Annotated in this window: 11 protein-coding genes; 8 read left to right on the plus strand and 3 right to left on the minus strand. The window is 69.0% G+C overall.

What is annotated here, in order from left to right:
- Positions 1–15: 15 nt before the first annotated feature.
- The 5 genes from ACI1MP_RS37690 to ACI1MP_RS37710 all read left to right on the plus strand — a co-directional run bounded on the left by ACI1MP_RS37690 (position 16) and on the right by ACI1MP_RS37710 (position 4,017).
- A complete protein-coding gene (locus tag ACI1MP_RS37690) occupies positions 16–441 on the plus strand; it encodes a hypothetical protein (protein ID WP_404870986.1) in 426 nt (141 codons plus the stop codon).
- Positions 442–549: 108 nt separating this feature from the next.
- A complete protein-coding gene (locus ACI1MP_RS37695) occupies positions 550–1,023 on the plus strand; it encodes a hypothetical protein (RefSeq protein ID WP_404870987.1) in 474 nt (157 codons plus the stop codon).
- A gap of 90 nt (positions 1,024–1,113) precedes the next feature.
- Positions 1,114–1,959, plus strand: a complete 846-nt coding sequence (locus ACI1MP_RS37700; protein ID WP_404870988.1) for a hypothetical protein — start codon at positions 1,114–1,116, stop codon at positions 1,957–1,959.
- Between the two features lie 19 nt (positions 1,960–1,978).
- Positions 1,979–2,467, plus strand: a complete 489-nt coding sequence (locus tag ACI1MP_RS37705) for a Pycsar system effector family protein (protein ID WP_189277932.1) — start codon at positions 1,979–1,981, stop codon at positions 2,465–2,467.
- A 335-nt stretch (positions 2,468–2,802) separates the two neighbouring features.
- Positions 2,803–4,017, plus strand: coding sequence for an IS30 family transposase (locus ACI1MP_RS37710; RefSeq protein ID WP_404871018.1), 1,215 nt, complete (start codon positions 2,803–2,805; stop codon positions 4,015–4,017).
- A gap of 232 nt (positions 4,018–4,249) precedes the next feature.
- On the opposite strand, the gene ACI1MP_RS37715 is transcribed toward ACI1MP_RS37710, so the two are convergent.
- Both ACI1MP_RS37715 and ACI1MP_RS37720 read right to left on the minus strand, forming a co-directional pair.
- On the minus strand, positions 4,250–5,338 hold the full coding sequence (locus tag ACI1MP_RS37715; protein ID WP_404870989.1) for a ParB/RepB/Spo0J family partition protein: 1,089 nt from the start codon (positions 5,336–5,338) through the stop codon (positions 4,250–4,252).
- The gene (locus tag ACI1MP_RS37720) at positions 5,335–6,429 is read right to left on the minus strand and encodes a ParA family protein (protein WP_404870990.1); all 1,095 of its coding nucleotides are present in this window, start codon (positions 6,427–6,429) and stop codon (positions 5,335–5,337) included. The genes ACI1MP_RS37715 and ACI1MP_RS37720 overlap by 4 nt, the downstream gene beginning before the upstream one ends.
- Before the next feature lie 315 nt (positions 6,430–6,744).
- Between ACI1MP_RS37720 and ACI1MP_RS37725 the strand changes: the two genes are divergently transcribed.
- Both ACI1MP_RS37725 and ACI1MP_RS37730 read left to right on the plus strand, forming a co-directional pair.
- Complete coding sequence (locus tag ACI1MP_RS37725; RefSeq protein WP_404870991.1) at positions 6,745–7,179, plus strand: hypothetical protein; 435 nt, start codon at positions 6,745–6,747, stop codon at positions 7,177–7,179.
- 146 nt (positions 7,180–7,325) lie between these two features.
- Positions 7,326–7,589, plus strand: coding sequence for a hypothetical protein (locus ACI1MP_RS37730; RefSeq protein WP_404870992.1), 264 nt, complete (start codon positions 7,326–7,328; stop codon positions 7,587–7,589).
- Positions 7,590–8,248: 659 nt separating this feature from the next.
- Here ACI1MP_RS37730 and ACI1MP_RS37735 read toward each other — a convergent pair.
- A complete protein-coding gene (locus ACI1MP_RS37735) occupies positions 8,249–8,905 on the minus strand; it encodes a DUF1906 domain-containing protein (protein ID WP_404871020.1) in 657 nt (218 codons plus the stop codon).
- Between the two features lie 890 nt (positions 8,906–9,795).
- Here ACI1MP_RS37735 and ACI1MP_RS37740 point away from each other — a divergent pair.
- Positions 9,796–16,050, plus strand: a complete 6,255-nt coding sequence (locus ACI1MP_RS37740) for a DNRLRE domain-containing protein (RefSeq protein WP_404871021.1) — start codon at positions 9,796–9,798, stop codon at positions 16,048–16,050.
- The last annotated feature ends 1,146 nt before the right edge of the window (positions 16,051–17,196 follow it).

The raw sequence follows: 17,196 nt of genomic DNA on the forward strand, positions 1-17,196 counted from the left end.
TCCCTGGAGGAACCCGTGCGCCGGAGCCTGCTCCGTCTGCTGCCCGCCCGCATCCACCGCCGCCTCGGCCACGAACCCGCCCGGCACGACCCGGCCGCCCTCGCCGCCGCGATCGAGGCCACCGACCACCAGACGCCGCTCGCGGCCGCCGAGCCCCTCGCCCACGCGCAGTGCACGATCACCTGCCCGCGCTGCCACACACCCGGCGCCGAGGAGTACAGCGAACCGATCCGCGCAACCCACGACGACTACGCGGAATGCGCCCGCTGCCGCTCCTGCGGCCTGGAGTGGGCCCTCGACCCCGGAGCCGACGCCTGCTGCACCACTTGCGGCGGCAGCGGCACCCCCGGCGCCGGACCCAGCCGCCGACGCACCGCCGACGGCTGGGAGCCCACCCCGACGTGCCACTGCCACCAGCTGCACGAGGAGCCCGGGCACTGACGCTACCCACCACCGCGCCCGCCGGCCGAGCCATCCAGGCCCGGCCCGCGGGCGCAGTGGTGCGCGGCGCGGCCGCCCGGCCGACACCCGCTACGGGAGGACTACCGCGTGACCGTCATCCCCCTCCACCCCGACTCCCCCGCCTCGCACGCCGTGGGCATCGACTTCGACCAGACCCTGGTGGCCCACGACCGCGGATGGCAGAACGGCCTCATCTACGGCGACCCGATCCCCGGCGCGATCGGTGCCCTGCTCCTCCTCGCCGACCACCGCGCCGTCTTCGTGTGCACGGCCAGGCCCAACTCCCACCTGGCGGCCGTCGCGGACTGGGTCACCCGCCACAGCGGACTGCCCACCCTCGTCGACACCTCCCAGGACTGCTCGTACTGGCTCGAGCGCGGCCTCGCGCTCGTGACGAACCGGAAGCTGGGCGCCGCGCGGTACGTCGACGACCGCGCGGTCGCGTTCAACGGCAACTGGGCCGAGGCCCTCGCCGCTGTTGCCCACGGCATCGGCCTCCCGCTCGACGCGCTTTCCCACCGCCACCCCGCCAAGGACCACCACCCGCACACCGCGCACTGACCAGCCGTGCCCGCCCCGGTCCGCACAGGGGCGGGCACCACCCCCACCACGTCCTACAGATAAGGAGAGGGAGAGCTGTGATCCTGACCATTGCCGTACAGAACCTCAAACGCGGAGGCCTGCTCGACGGAGGCGGCGACCGGGAGGACCGCTGGCCACTCCTCGCCGAGCGCATCGCCGCCGTCGACCCGGACCTGGTGCTGCTCCAGAAAGCCGAAGGGTGGGCCGACGCCGGCCACCGCCAGCTCGTCCGCGCCGAGCAGGACCTCGGCATGGACGGACTCCTCGCCCCGTCCCGCTCCGGCCGCGGAACCGCCCTGCTACCGGCGCGAGACCCTCGGCCGGCGCATCGCCTGGAACACCGACTACACCGGCACCGAGACGCACCACGGCTTCGGCGTCGCGGGCTTCACGATTCCCGGCCTGCCCGCACCGCTCGCCGTGACCAGCGTCCACCTCACCCCCTACAGCGCCGACCGGGCCGTCGCCGAAGCCGACTTCGCCGCCTCCCGCACCTACCGGCACGGGCCCTACTGCATCCTCGGCGGCGACATCAACTACCCGCCCGCCGCCGGCCCGGATCCGGCTTGGGACCGCATGCGCCCCTACAACCGCGGCTCCCGAACCCTGCTCACCGACCCGACACTCCAGAAGACCGCCCCAGTGCCGGACCGCCGGATCGCCTGGAAACTCGCCGCCAACGGCCTCACCGACACCGCCTGGCACCTGTACCAGCAGACCGGCGACGAACTCCTACTCCGCCGCACCGGCAACGACGACCGGATCGACCAGCTCTGGGTCTCCACCCCGCTCGCTCCCGCCGTCCTCTCCTACACCCTGCTCGACACCCCGCCCGACGCCAGCGACCACCACGGCCTGGCCGTCGCCCTCGACACCAGCCGCATCGACACCACCCAGCCCTGGACGTACGAGTGACCACCCGAGGGGAACGCCCGTGACCACCACCGAAACCAGCGCCGCCCAAGCCGACACCGACCGCACCGACCAGAACCTCACCGAAGCGCTCGCCCACACCGTCGGAGACGTAGGGCGAGTCGACCAGAAATCGGGCGTCCTGCTCGGCCTCGACGGCGTCCTCGCCGCGGCGGTCGCTATCCTCGCCCAGTCGCACGGCGCCCGGCTCACCGTCATCGCCCCTGCCGCCGCGCTGCTCCTGGCCGCCACCGTCCTCGCCGTCCTCGCCATCCGACCCCGCGCCGAAGTCCGAGCCCCCGACGACCCCCACCGGAGCTCCCCCGCCTACTGGGCCGACCTCGACCCCGACCAGCTGCGCGCGGCCCTCGCCCAGGACCGCCGGCTCCACCGGCTCGCCGACCTCGGCGCGATCTTCCGCTACAAGATGACCCTGCTGCGCTGGGCTTCCGACACCTCCATCGCGGCCCTGATCGCGCTCGCCGCAGCCGCGCTCCTCACCGCTGCCTGACACCCGAGAACGGGGGCGCACAGCGGTAGAGACGTTGATTCGGCGGCGCGTCCTGGTGACCCGGCACACAAGAAGGGCCCGCTTCCTCCGGCGTCGACGCCCTTAGGTTCTAGCGGTCCTCGCAACACCCACGATCTGTGGGAGTTGCGAGGACCATGGGCGGCAAGAGGCTCGATCCGAAGTTGAAGAAGCTGTTCTTCGAACGGCTTGATGCCGTGGGGAGTGTTTCCCCCGTAGCGCGCGAGCTGGGGCTGAACCGGAACACGGCGTTCACGCTGGCTCGCAAGGCCGGCATGAGCACCAAGCGCCTGGGACATCCCGCGCGCGAGGAGTACGTGAAGCTGCGGGCTGAGGGCGTCTCCAGGCGGCAGGCGGCCAGGCGGGTCGGGGTGAACCCTCGCACAGCCCAGGATTGGGACTGGGGCATCCGGAAGTCCAGCAACTCGCGGCTCTACCCCGACGGCCGGCGTGTGAACTACACGACGGGAACCGTCACGATGTCCGACGTGATCATCGCTGTCCCGGCGAGGCCGGTGAGCCTCAAGTCCCTGGAGAAGAAGCTCCACCCCAGGCTGCTCTCGCTCTCCGAGCGCGAGCGGATACGCGACCTGCTTGCCGCCGGTCAGTCGATGCGGGCCATCGGACGGGCCCTGGGGCGCTCGGCCAGCACCATCTCGCGCGAGCTGCGGAACAACTCGGCAGCCGCCGACTACCACCCCTACGCGGCGCACAGGGTCGCCGCCTCGCGCCGGCCTCGCCCGAAGGAGCGCAAGCTGCTGCGCGAAGGTCCGCTGCGCGGCTTCGTCCAGGACGGCCTGCGCCGGCGTTGGTCCCCGGAACAGATCTGCCACGCTCTGGCCAAGACCCATCCGGACGACCAGAGCATGCGGGTGAGCGTGGAAACGATCTACCAGGCGTTGTACTGCCAGGCCCGCGGCGGCCTGAAGCGGGAGATCCAGGCGGCCGTTCGCACCGGTCGCACGCGCCGCAAGCCGCGCCGGCACCCTGAGCGGCGCACTTCCCGGTTCGTCGACCCGATGGTGATGATCAGCGACCGTCCCGCCGACGTCGAGGACCGGGCCGTGCCGGGCCACTGGGAAGGCGACCTGATCGTCGGCGCGGGCGGGCGCTCCGCGATAGCCACCCTGGTCGAGCGCAGCACCCGCTACACCATGCTGGTCCACCTGCCGGGCGAGACCCACGACGCCGAGACCGTCCGCGACGGGCTCGTCCGCGCCGTCCAGACCCTGCCCGCCCACCTGCGCGGCTCGCTCACCTGGGACCAGGGCGCCGAGATGGCACGCCACAAGCAGTTCAGCATGGCCACCGACATGCCCGTCTACTTCTGCGACCCGGCCTCGCCCTGGCAGCGCGGCTCGAACGAGAACACCAACGGACTGCTGCGGCAGTACTTCCCGAAGGGCACCGAACTGAGCGTTCACGGTCCCGAAGACCTCGAACACGTCGCCCAGGAACTCAACGGCCGCCCACGCAAGACGCTCGGCTGGGATACCCCAGCCGAGCGTCTACGTGATCTACTCACCGTCTGAAACCAAGCGGTGTTGCGACGACCCCTAGAACCTAAGCATTGCTGGGTACGGGCCTCTCTGTGTTTAACGGGACTATCCGATTCGCACCCATGAGGGGCTGCCCGATGAGGACAGCTGAGTCTCCGATGCCAGCCCTTGCAACCGGCCCTCGGAAGGGAGGTGTAAACCCGGTTTACACGTGCAGGCCCGTCCAGACAGCCTTGGGGGCGCGCTCATGGTGGGTAAACCGGGTTTACACCGGCTGCATCGCTGCCTCGGTACCGCGCGCGGAGTCCAGGAGCTCGATCAGTGCCCGCGCGACTGCAGCAGCCTGACGGGAGGTCAACGCCGAGTGGAGGCTTCGGGCAAGCGCCTCCGGGTCGACCGGCTCGATCGTCAGGGTCAGCATCTGCGGTCCGGCTCCGGCGGAGTCCTGCAGCGTGGTACTCGAGCCGCCGGCGGCCGTCGTGGACGGCGGGTCCGCCGGCAGTTGGGTGTCGGGGTAAACCGGGTTTACCCCGACACCCGAAGCAGCTGAAGAGGAGTCCGCCGCATCTGTGGTGTAAACCGGGTTTACCTGCGGCTCGGTTCGAGGACGGGCCAACCTCGGCTTGTCGCGGGTCGCGCGGGCCTGAGCGACCTGCTCGTCGGTCGACAGGGTGCCGGCCCGAGTCGCGGCACCGAGCCGTCGGGCGTCCTTGACGCCAATCTCCTTTGCCTCGACCATCTCCTTCACCTCCGGAGCCAGGTGAAGGAGCGCCATACGCTGGCCGACCCAGGCCGAGGTCTTGCCGAGCCGCCTAGCTACGGCGGCCTGATTGCCGTCGTAGACGGTGTCGAGGAGTTCCTGGATGGCCTCGGCTTCTTCGACCGGCGGGACGTTCTCGCGGTGGATGTTGGCGATCAGCGCGGCTTCGAGCATCGCAGAAGCAGTGAGCGCGAGGTCGTCCTGCAGGTCGACGCGGATCCGCTCGAGTCCCGCGCGGGCGGCAGCCCGGAGGCGCCGGTTGCCGTCGAGGGCGACGAACGACGCGTCACCGAGACGTTCTTCGGCCACATCAGGGTGGGCGTCGAGGAACGCCATCCTCGACACCACGGTGATGGCGGTGATCTGCCCGATCTCCCGCATGCTCGCCGCAGTCTCGTCGATCGCCTCCTCGCTGTACGACTTGCGATGGTTGCGAGGGTTGAAGACGACATCCGCCAGCGGGACGCTGGACGCCTTGCGGGGCCGGCCAAGGGCCTCACTGCGGGCCGCGGCCGACGCCATGTCACCGCCCCGGGAAGCGTTGAGATTGCCGAACGCGGACCCGCCGCCGGCGAGCTTCTTGGCGATGCTCATCCGAGCCTCCTGCGGATCTCGCGCATACGCTGCGCCTGGGTGGAGGACGGCGCGTACTGCAGCAGGGGCTGCTTCAGGTGCACGGCCTCACGTTGTTCCTTCAGGTCGGGCAGGATGCTGAGCACCGGCGGGTCCTGGAGGCCCTCCCACTCCTGCAAGGCGTTGATGACCACGTAGCCCTTGCGGACGTCGTACTTGTTGACGACCAGGCCGAGGCGGTCGATGTCGACCTCGTAGTCGAGCGAGACGGTGTTGATCTGGCTCTCGAGCATCATGTACGCGTGCGCGGAGGAGTCTTCGGCCTCGACGGGGATGACGACCCCGGAGTTGCCCTTCGGTTCGTTCTTGCGGCGGTGCGCGTAGTAGATGCCGGCGTCCATTGCCAGGCCGAGGTTCGGCGGGGCGTCGATGACGATGACGTCGAAGTGCTCTTCGAGGGGGGCCAGGGCTCGCTGCAGCAAAGCCTCCCGGGGGCCGCGGACACCGCCGAGCCTCGAGTCCAGCAGAAATGCCTCGAACGAGGACGGCAGCAGAAACAGCCGGTCCTCGAAGAACTCGGGAGCGATCGGGACGACGTGGTCCATCAACGAGCCGACAACGCGCTCACGTTCGACCATGTGCGTCACCAGGCTCTCGGTGCCCGGCGCGATCTGCTTGCACCCCAATTGCTCGGTGAGGTGACCCTGCGGGTCGTAGTCCACGAGCAGGGTGCGAAGGCCGGGAAGGGCCGGCCGCTTCGACGAGCCCGTGGTGGCGGGCAAGCCGAGCGCGATGGCCTGCGCGAGACCGGCGGCGACCGTCGTCTTCCCGACACCGCCCTTCTGGTTGCAGACGATGAAGCGCCGGGTGAGGCGGGGGATCGTAAGGTCCGACAGCGGCGCCCCGTGGGAGTCCACCCACGCGCTGATCGCCTGGCCCAGGCCCTGCACGAAAGAGATCTCCCGTACCGTGCACTCGGACTTGAAGGTGTCGTACAAACCGACCGGTAGCCAGGTGTTGAAGCTGTCGGCGCCTGAGGTATCGACAGCCGAATCCTGGCCGGCCTCGCGAGCCAACCACTGCTCGACGGCCCCGGTCACCGCGACCTGCATGTCGATACCGAGCTGCGCAGCCCGGGTCTTCAGCGCTTGACGGAGAGTCGGCGGAAGCTTCGACGCAACCTTTTCCCGCTCTCCCCCAGAGTATGGAGATGCCATAGCGTCACCATAGTGGCGTCTGATCGGATTTGATGCATCGCTGGCAGGGTCGGCGCGTCGCACATCGCCTCGGAGCCGTGTCGGACACCTCGTGGCGTGGGCACTGGGTCCGCCACCTGTCCCGCGAATACGGCCATATGTGACAGAACGTCGCGCTCGACGCGCTCCGCCCCGTACCGTGGGAGACCCATCGTCGAGGGGGAGAAGACAGTGTCGTGGCGAGACGCGGTACCGCTGGCCCTGCGGATGCTGCTCCAGAGGAACGACCACGTCGATCCGCACCTGGAAATCCTGCGCTTGGGTGCCGAGCATCAGGATGTCGACGCCCGCGACGTCACCGTCACCCTGGTGCTGGACGGCGCGTTGGTGACCGGCACGGTGATTTCCACCGACACGTGGGAGCGTTTGCACCTGCGCCGGCTCGGCGACCACGACGACACCCTTCGCCGTGTCGTCCGGGACGCGGTCGGCCACCTTGACCAGGCCGCCGGTGAAGGCCGCCGCCGAAAGGACACTGACTGTCGCTTCCTGCACCTGCGCGACGTCACCTATCGCGCAGGCCGTACCGCCCAGGCGCTGCCGCTGTGGCGCGGCCCGATCACGGCGGTGAGCGGTTGGATGGTCGGGGAACCTGACAAAGACTGAAAGCTGACAGCTTTGCCACTCGTCCCGGGCCGGACCTGGCTGTAGTGCACGTACCGCCCGACTGCCGCCACGCTCTTGACGTGCCATCACCCACGGGTGGGGTGCCGCGCAAAGCCGCGCAAGAGACTTTGGTACGGGAGGGCACCATGACGCTACGGTTCGCCGGAGTGCACCCCAACACCGGCAAGGACGAGAGCCCGATGGTGTGGGTGGACGGCGAGCGCAAGGAGCTGGTCGTCCAGAGCCTCAAGCCCGGCGCCGAGCTCCAGGTGGAGATCGGCACCACCGAGTGGGTGCCCGGCCACTCCCTCGGCACCCCCGACCACGAGAACGTGACCCGCATCCCGCTGCACATGGCGGACATCATCAGGAAGGCACTCGACGGTGCCGAGCGTGACGGCGTTCTCTGAACTGCTGGCCGCCGCCCGCTACTCCGCGGTGCACCTGTAGATGCGCGACTCCTACGGCGTGGCCGGCGAGGCCGAGCAGTACGAGGTCTTCCGCCGCACCGGTGTGCGCCCGGACCTGGACCCGGAGGGCGAGGACTGGGCGCGTCCGCCAGTACGGCGACCACCGCCTGTAGGACGACTTCGAACGGACCCTCACCTGGTGGCAGCTGTCAGGCGAGCCCGGCGTCGAGCGCCCGGACTCACCGTCACCCCGACCGGCTGGCACGCCTGGCTCGACGACCCCGACCAACCGATCTGACCAGCTCGCCCGTCTGGTCCGATGCCGCGATGATTTGCTGGTTCGGCGTCAGCCTTCGGTCTTTCCGAGCATCCGGTCGGCACCGAGGTGGTGCCACAGTCGTCGACGTTTCGGGGACGATTGGTGCGCTCAGCCCGCTCCACTGCCTCTACCTGTTGCGCGCCACTGCGCATCCGGTGCCCGCTGTTCCCGTCCACGCTGGGGCCTCGACGTCAACGAAGCCCTGGGTGCCGAACGACTCACATCGCTCGACCGTCAACCCGGACTGCGCCTCGTCCTGTCAGCCCTGCTGTTGCTGTGACGCAGCGATGGACTCACTACCCTGCCCATGGGACTGAGTGCGGCAGGGCGGGCAAGGAAGTCAGCCGGTGACGGCGACGGGGGCGTCCCAGGCGTTGCGGTCGACGGTCAGGGTGGCACCGCCGTAGGTCTCGCGTTGGTTGACCTGGTACTGGTGGGCACGGCGGTGACCGGCGAACAGGCTGCCGCCGTACGGGAAGCTGCCGGTGGTATCGGCGGCGCCGTCGTACTTGGCGTACCACAGGGCTTCGGGGAGGTCGGCGGCGCCTGCTTCGGCGGCCTTGGCGATGCCTGCGGCGCTGGAGGAGGCGAAGCCGTAGAAGCCGGGCCGATACGAGCGGGCTTTCACCGCGCGGTTGAAGGACTGGGTGTAGGCGAGCACCGCGTCCGCGCAGGCGGTGTCGGCGGTGTTGTAGGCCTCCATGTCGAGGTAGAGCGTGCTGCCGGGGCGCATCCCGAGCGCCGAGGCCTTGCCGACCGCGTCGGCGCCGTCCGCAGCCCCCAGCGCGACTGCGGTGTCGGCGGTGATCTTTTCGGGGCTGGCACCGGTCTGGCACGGCGGCTGCGCGCCCACATACAGCGGCACCAGCTTCCAGCCCGAGCCGGTGACCGCGTTGACCCAGGGCGCGGTGAGCTGAGGTTGTGCGCAGCCGCGGTTCTTGCCGCCGACGTAGACGGCGATCGCTCCGTAGGGGGAGGTGCTGCGCCAGGCGTTCATGGTGGCCAGTGGCGGGGCGGTGCACGTGTCGAAGGCAAGGCCGGTGAACACGCTTCCGCTGGAGACACCCGCCGGCGCTCCACCTATGGGACCAGGGGCCTTGGAGACGCCCGGCGGCGCTGAGGGGGTCGGCGCGATGGCTGATCCCGAAGTCGATGCGGGCGCGGAGCCCGACGCAGGTGCCGATGGCGCCGCGGAGGTGGAAGCTGATGCGGACGCCGATGGAGCGTCAAGTGCAGATGGTGACACCGACGGTTGCCCGGCGGCTTCCACCGCTGCGCTGCGTGGATCGTCGGCCGGCTTCGCGCACCCTCCGAGCGCCAGGCTGATGGCCGAGACCAGGCAGGCGGTGGACAGCGCGGTGCGATGACCCGGACGGATGGGGTCGTGCGGCACGGAAGGTTCCTCACTGACGAAGTGTCCGCGAGAGCGGCGAGCGATTGCCGATATGAATATCACCTGACGACCAGTCAGTTCCATGTCGGCCGAGCGCTTGGCGGGCGCGTTCCTGCAACGGCGACGGCTCTTCGGCCGCTGAGGCGATACCGATGACGCGACTGGCAAGCCTCACCATGTAGGAAACGGTCTTACGAGCCCTGCCGGCTTGATTGGTGCGGCCGAGCTGGCACGCCATGGCGCGAAGGCGGATCGCGACTCTCCTGTGAGAAGTCAAGTCAATCAGCGCCTGGGGGCAGCTGTATGACGTTTAGTCACGCTTTGGTTACAAGCTGAACGCACTAGGGGATCTCGTTGTCCCCATGTAGGGAGATCTTCACCCTTTCCGCCCGCTTTCCCCTCGCTTTAGCATCCGTGCACGCCCTATCTGAGTGATGGGTCTATGACAAGGAGTAGGTGTGCGCGAACGCATATCAGGGCATCGCAGGCAGTTGATGCTGCCGGGTGCTCGAGGGGTGAGCGCCGCTCTGGCGATGGCCGTGGCGGTGTCGCTGCTTGCCGGAACGGAGAGCGCGCTTGCCTCGCCGAAGCCGGACAAGTCCAGTGGGACGCAGGGTGCGAAGGGTGTGAAGTGGGCTGCCGAGGCCGCCGACATCCCGTCAGCGCGGGTCGCGGCGCGGCTGTCCGGGCAGCGGGTGGAGGCGCTGTCCGAGCGGACCGAGACGTCGACGACGTGGGTGAACAAGGACGGTTCGCTGACCACGGAGCTATTAGCCGGGCCGGTGCGCTTCCAGCGCGACGGCCGGTGGACCGACGTCGATCTGACGCTGCAGCAGCAGGCGGACGGCTCGGTCGCGCCGAAGGCGCACCCCGGTGGGTTGAAGCTGGCCGCGCCGGGGGGCACCCGGGCGAAGTCCTTCGCCGACTCACAGGCCGGCAGGGGCGAGGACCGCACCCTGGTGACCCTCGGGGAGGGCGACCAGCAGGTCGAACTGCAGTGGAAGGGCGGCCTGCCCGCGCCCGTGCTGGACGGCACGAAGGCTACGTACCAGGACGCGATCAGTGACGGCGCTGCCGACCTGGTCGTCGAGGCCACCCGGACCGGATTCGAGCAGTACACCGTCCTCAAGCAGCGCCCCGCGGTGGCCGGCTACTCGTACACCATGCCGCTGAAGGCCAAGGGGCTGAAGGCCGAGGCGCAGGCCGACGGCAGCGTGCTGTTCACCGACCGGAAGACCGGCGAGAAGCGGGCCGTGCTGCCCGCGCCGGTGATGTGGGACTCCACCGTCGTGGCGGAGGGTTCGCGTGAGCACGCGAGGCGGGCGAAGGTCGATCTGAAGATCGTTCAGCGCGGCGAGAACATCGACCTGGTGTTCACGCCCGACGCGGCGTTCCTCGCCGATTCGAAGACCCAGTACCCGGTGACCGTCGATCCGTCGACCATCGCGCTGGGCAACGTCTTCGACACCCGGGTGCAGAAGGGCGAGACCGTCGACTGGTCGGCGGACACCGAGCTGTACTGGGGCAACCCGGGCAGCACGAACGCGGACGGTTCCTCGCGCGAGGCCCGCGCGTTCATCAACTGGAACACCGCGCCGATCGCGGACGCGCTGGTGATGAACGCGACGCTGAGCCTGTGGAACTTCCACTCCGGCAACAGCGATTGCGCCGGCTATGCCTGGGACGTCTACGACACCGGCCTCGCCTCCACGGCCTCCCGGTGGGCATCCCAGCCCGCCTGGACCTCCAAGCTGGCCTCGTCGAACGAGACCGCGGGCCGAACCGGCTGCCAGAACGACGGCTGGATCAACGCGGACGTCACCAACCTGGTGCAGACTTGGACTTCGGCGAAGAAGCCGACCGCCGGCATGGGCCTGCGCGCGCCGGACGAGACCAGCACCAAGTACTGGAAGGAGGTCAACTCCTCCGAGGCCGGCTCGAACGTGCCGAAGCTGACGGTTACCTACAACTACCGCCCGCGCACCGGCACCGACCAGCAGGCCGGCTCGCCGTTCTACAAGGACGCGGGCGGCACCTGGTGGGTCAACTCCACCACCCCCACGCTGCGCGACACCTTCGTCGACCCGAACAACGACAAGGTCGACGGCACCTTCCAGATCTTCGACAACGACACCAACGCGCAGGTCGGCAACGTCCTGGTCTCCCCGTACGTCGCCTCGGGCCAGCCCGCCTCGGTGACCGTCCCGGCGGGACTGCTGACCAACGGCAGGACGTACCGGTTCCGCACCTCGCCGTACGACGGCATGCACTACAACAACACGTGGTCTCCGTGGGCGTACTTCACGGTCGACACCTCCGCGCCGTCCGCGCCGGGCGCCGTCTCCTCGACGGACTACCCGTCCGGGCAGTGGGTCAAGGGCGCGGGCCAGGCCGGCGTGTTCACCGTGATCCCGCCGCCCGGTGACCAGAGCGCACTGGAGTGGACGCTCGACGGCACCAACTGGACGAAGGCACCCACCGGCGGTTCCACCGCGCCGGTCAACCTGACGGTCACCCCGGACAAGGCCGGCACCCAGACCCTCCAGGTCCGCACCGTGGACAAGGCCGAGAACAAGTCCGAGGCGGTGTCGTACACCTTCCAGGTCGGCGCCGGCGGCGTGATTTCGCCCAACGATGGCACCCGCACCGCCGCCCGTCTCCCGCTGATCGCCGAGGCCGACGCCGCGAAATACAACGCCGTGAGCTTCTCCTGGCGCCGTTCCGACGCCGACCCGTGGACCACCGTCCCGGCTGCCGACGTCACCAACGGTGGCAGCGCGGTGAGTTGGCCCGTCGCACTGGACAGCGGCAAGAGTCCGTCGCTGACCTGGAACGCCACCTCCACCGTCAACCCCGACGGCACCGTGCAGCTTCGCGCCGACTTCACCGGCCCGAACAACGCCGCGGTCTCCTCCGAGGGCATTAAGGCCGTCATCGACCGCAAGGCGACCGGCGCCGCGACACAGCAGGTCGGCCCGGGCACGCTCAACCTGCTGACCGGTGATTTGACGGTCTCCGCCACCGACGCCTCGTTCTTCGGTCTGACAGTCGGTCGCACCAACACTTCGCGCAACCCGAAGGCCGCAGCGGGCAAGGACGGCCAGGCCCCGATCTTCGGCCCCAACTGGACCTCCGGCGTGGCGTCCGAGGTCTCCCAGTCCGGGTACACCGAGATCCGCAAGACCTCGAACACCTCGCTGGACGTGGTCCTCGCCGGGGGCGACACGATCGGCTTCACCGCCAACGCGGCCGGCAACGGCTGGGTGCCCGAACCCGGCAGCGAAGCGCTGACCCTTCGCGGTTCCTTCGCCTCTGGCGACTTCACGTTGTCCGACACCGAGGGCACCGTCACCACCTTCGGCAAGGTCGACCCGGCCGCCGTCACCTGGACGGTCTCCTCCAGCCTGCTCGACGGCCTCGCCAACTCCACCACCACCGTCGTCTCCGAGAAGACCGTAGCGGGCGGCAAGACCCTGGCTCGGCCGAAGTACATGATCGCGCCGACCTCCGCCGCCACCGCCGCCGCCTGCGCGGCCGACCCGGCCACCAAGGGCTGCCGCGTCCTGCAGTTCGTCTACGCCACGACCACGACCGCGACCGGCTACAGCACCTCCAGCCAGTTCGGTGACTACGCCGGCCAGGTCAGTGCCATCAAGCTGTGGGCCACCGCCCCCGGCGCGGCGAACGCCACTGCCACCGACGTCGCCACCTACCGCTACGACCTCGGCGGCTCGCTCCGCCAGACCTGGGATACTCGGATCGGCCAGCAGGCCCAGACCCAGTACGCGTACGTGGTCGGCGGCGCCTCCGACGGCGCCGTGGCCGCAGTGCTCCCGCCCGGCATGAACGGCGGCTACCACATGGCCTACGGCAACATCGCGGCCAACCCTGCCGCCGGCGACGGCATGCTCACCAAGGTGTGGACCAACACCCTCGCCCCGGGCACCAACACCGTCAACGGCACCGCCAACACCACCATCGTCTACGGCGTTCCGACCAGCGGCAGCAAGGCGCCCGAGGACCTGTCGGTCACCGCCGGCGCGACCTGGGGCCAGACCGACCTGCCCACCGACGCCACCGCCGTCTTCCCCGCCGACCAGGTCCCCGCCTCCAACAGCGGCACCGACCTGAACACAGGCGACTACACCCGGGCCACCGTCAACTACCTGAACGCCTCAGGCCGCCAGGTCAACACCGCCGCCCCCGGGCACCGCATCACCACCACCGAGTACGACAAGTGGGGCAACAGCGTCCGCACGCTGACCGCCGCCAACCGCGAACTCGCCCTCGGCGCCACCGACGCCGCCAAGGCCCAGCTGGCCGACCTCGGCATCAACACCCTGCCCAGCGGCGAGCGCGCCCAACTGCTCTCCAGCACCAGCGTGTACAGCGCCGACGGGCAGCGCGAGACGGAGAACTCCGGCCCCCTGCACCGCGTCACCCTGGCCGCCGACGTGGCATCCGGCGGCGCGACCGTCGCCAAGGCCGGCACCCAGACCGTCGCCCGCACCCGCACCGTGAAGACCTACGACGAGGGCCGGCCCACCGACGGCACCGCCAAGGTCAAGGACCAGGTCACCACCACCGTCACCGGCGGCGCGCTGCGCGCTTGGCCCGAGGTGTTCGCCGAGACCCGCACCGACAAGAGCGTCTTCGACTGGGCGCTCGGCGTCGCCACCCAGCAGATCCAGGACGCCGGCGGACTGAACCTCACCACCGCCACCGGCTACGACAACCAGGGCCGAGAGGCCTCCAAGTCACTGCCCAAATCGAACGGCTCCGACGCGGGCAGCACTCGCACCACTTACTGGTCCGCCACCGGCACCGGCACCTGCGCCGGCCGACCCGAGTGGGCCGACCTGCTCTGCCAGACCGGCCCGGCCGGCGACATCACCGGCGGCGGCACCAACCCGGTCCAACTCCCGACTAAGACCGTCCAGTACGGACTGTTCGGCCAGAACACCCAGACCGACGAGACCGCAAATGGTGTCACCCGCACCACCACGATCACCCCTGACGCGGCCGGCCGACCGGTGACCACCACCGTCAGCGGGGGCCTCGGCACCGCCGTCCCGGCGGTCACCACCACCTACGACAGCGTCACCGGCAAGATCACCAAGCAGACCTCCGCCACTGGCGGGACGATCACCAGAGTGTACGACGTGCTCGGCCGCCCGACCTCCTACACCGACGCCGACGGCGCGACCACCACTACCGAGTACGACGCCCTGAACCGGACCGCTAAGGTCACCGACAGCGCACCGTCCACCACCACCTATACCTACGACACCGCCGTCGATCCGCGCGGCCTGGCCACCTCGGTCACCGACTCGATCGCTGGCGCCTTCACCGCCCGCTACGACGCCGATGGCACCGCCGTCACCCAGGGCCTGCCCGGCGGCTACACCATGACCGACCGCCGCGACCCGTCCGGCACCGCCGTTGGCCGCGCCTACACCCGCGACAGCGACGGCACGGTGCTGGTCTCCGACAGCATCACCGAGACCGTCCAGGGGCAGTGGGCCACCCACACCGGCACTCCCGGCGTGACTGCGGCCCAGACCTACGCCTATGACACGGCCGGCCGTCTCACCGGCGTCCAGGACACCTCTCCGGACGCCGTCTGCACCACCCGCGGCTACGGCTTCGACAACAACACCAACCGCAGCTCCCTGACCACTGCGGTCGCCGCCCGCGGCACCGAGTGCAGCGCGAACGGAGCCACCACCCAGACCAACGCCTACGACAGTGCCGACCGCCTGGTGAACCCCGGCTACACCTACGACGCGTTCGGCCGCACCACCGCGCTGCCCGGATCCACCGTCGCCTACTACAACAGCGACCTGGTCCAGCAGCAGACCACCGGCACGGACCGTCAGACCTGGACTCTCGACTCCAACCAGCGCCTGCGCGCCTGGACCGTCGAAACCAACAGCGGGGGCACTTGGACCACCAATCTCACCAAAACCAACCACTACGGCAGCGACGGCGACAGTCCGCGCTGGATCGGCGACAACCTCGCCAACAACACCCGCAACGTCACCGGCATTAGCGGCGACCTCGCCGCCACCACTACCAACACCGGACTGATCACCCTCCAGTTCGCCAACCTCCACGGCGACATAGCCCTGCAACTGCCCCTTAACGGCAGCGCCCCCACTGTCCTCGACTTTGACGAGTACGGCCAGCCGCGCGCGGGGCAGGCAGCCGCCCGATATGGGTGGATCGGAGCCAAGCAGCGCGCCAGCGATACCCCCGGAGGCTTCACCCTCATGGGTGTCCGTCTCTACAATCCCGGCACCGGGCGCTTCCTGTCCGTCGACCCAGTCTATGGCGGCAACGCGAACGCCTACGAATACGTTCACGGCGATCCGCTCGACAAGTACGACCTCGATGGGCGCAACTGGTTCTGGAACACCGTTAGCTTCTTTAGCTATAGGTCCTGGATCAACGCGGGAATCGCGGGAGCGCAGGGGCACTACTCGCAGTCATGGCACTACGCTTCGGGTGGCACCGGGGCCCCGGCCGCATCTCACTTCAACAACGTGGTACAGAACCGATGGGCTCCTGCCGCTGCCAGGCATGCCGCCCCTGGTCTGCTGAGGTTCGGCACGCGGCTTGTGGGGCGGGCGCTCGGATGGCCAGTTAGCGCGGCTGCAACCGTCCTGGACTACATCCACTCGCCGCCGAAGGTGCGTTTGAACTTCAAGTTCAAGCTGAAGGGAAAGATGTGGCGCAACATTCCTTGAGTGATTGCCGAACAATGCGTGGCGGCATGTAAGTTCCGATAGAATCCCAGTCGGTAGGGGTTCGGGTGGCTTCCTGAACCCCTACCGACTGGGATCATCTTCTTGGAGGAGGGGATTAGAGAGTTGAGCTCGAAATTTCGGAAGAAGTACATCCTGCCTAACCCGGAGATGGGAAGGAAGGTTGCAGTAGTACACATAGTTATCTGGTCTTCGCTTGTGGCCCTGTCGGCCCTGACGCCCGTCTTCAATGCAGGGGCTCCGATTCAAATATGGCTCGTTGCTCTGATTTGCTCAGTCACCTGTCTCGGCCTCAGCATAGAGGCTGTCATCAGGAGGGCGGGCAATGAGAAGAACGGTTGATCCGGATTTTTTGAAAATGTGACGAGGTCCAGGGCCTACGTGCCAAGATGGTGCGACGGATGATGCAGAAGTTGTTGGACGGGCAGACCCGTCGCTACGGCAAGCAGTGCACGACCTGCTAAGGAGACCCAGGCGGTGGCCGTAGTTCACCTCACCGCTGTGCTGGTGCGGTACTTCTCGTCCGGCACGATCGCGAGTAGGTTCGACTGCCCGTCAATCAGTCTCTTGCGGCCGTGGACACGCTCGGCGGCGATCCCACTGCGGTGATGTGGGCCGGGCGGCGGCCCGGCCCACATCCGCGGAGAGGGGGAACCCCCGTCGCGGCGCAGGCATGACAAGCCTGCCGAATGGTTCAGGGCAGTGACGGTGCGGAACTTGAGTCGGTGACGGCCGGTCACATTGGTGACATGAGCACCGACTGCCGCCCGTTTGGGCTGCACTTCTCCGAGTCCGCCGTCGACCAGGCCGTGGCCGCTGACACCGCGACGTGCCTGTTACCCGGCGAGCGCTCGCCGCTCCTGGAGCCCGCCACCACACCGGCCGCGACGGTTGGCGGCCACTTGCCGTCAGGGAGGCGGTAGGTCAGATGGCGTGAGGTCGGTGCGGATGCGGTGGGCGCGGACGGGGTGGCGCCAGCAGGCAAGTACCAGACCTACTCGCTCTTGTAGGGAACCGTCCGGGAGGAATCGCACCGCGGGTGACGCGCTTCACCACCTCCGCGACCTGGTCGGCCGTCCTGTCTCTGTCCGCTGGCATGATCGTCCGAACAGCGCGGGCGTGAGGGGA

The organism is Kitasatospora griseola (assembly GCF_044999035.1).
GTDB lineage: Bacteria > Actinomycetota > Actinomycetes > Streptomycetales > Streptomycetaceae > Kitasatospora > Kitasatospora griseola.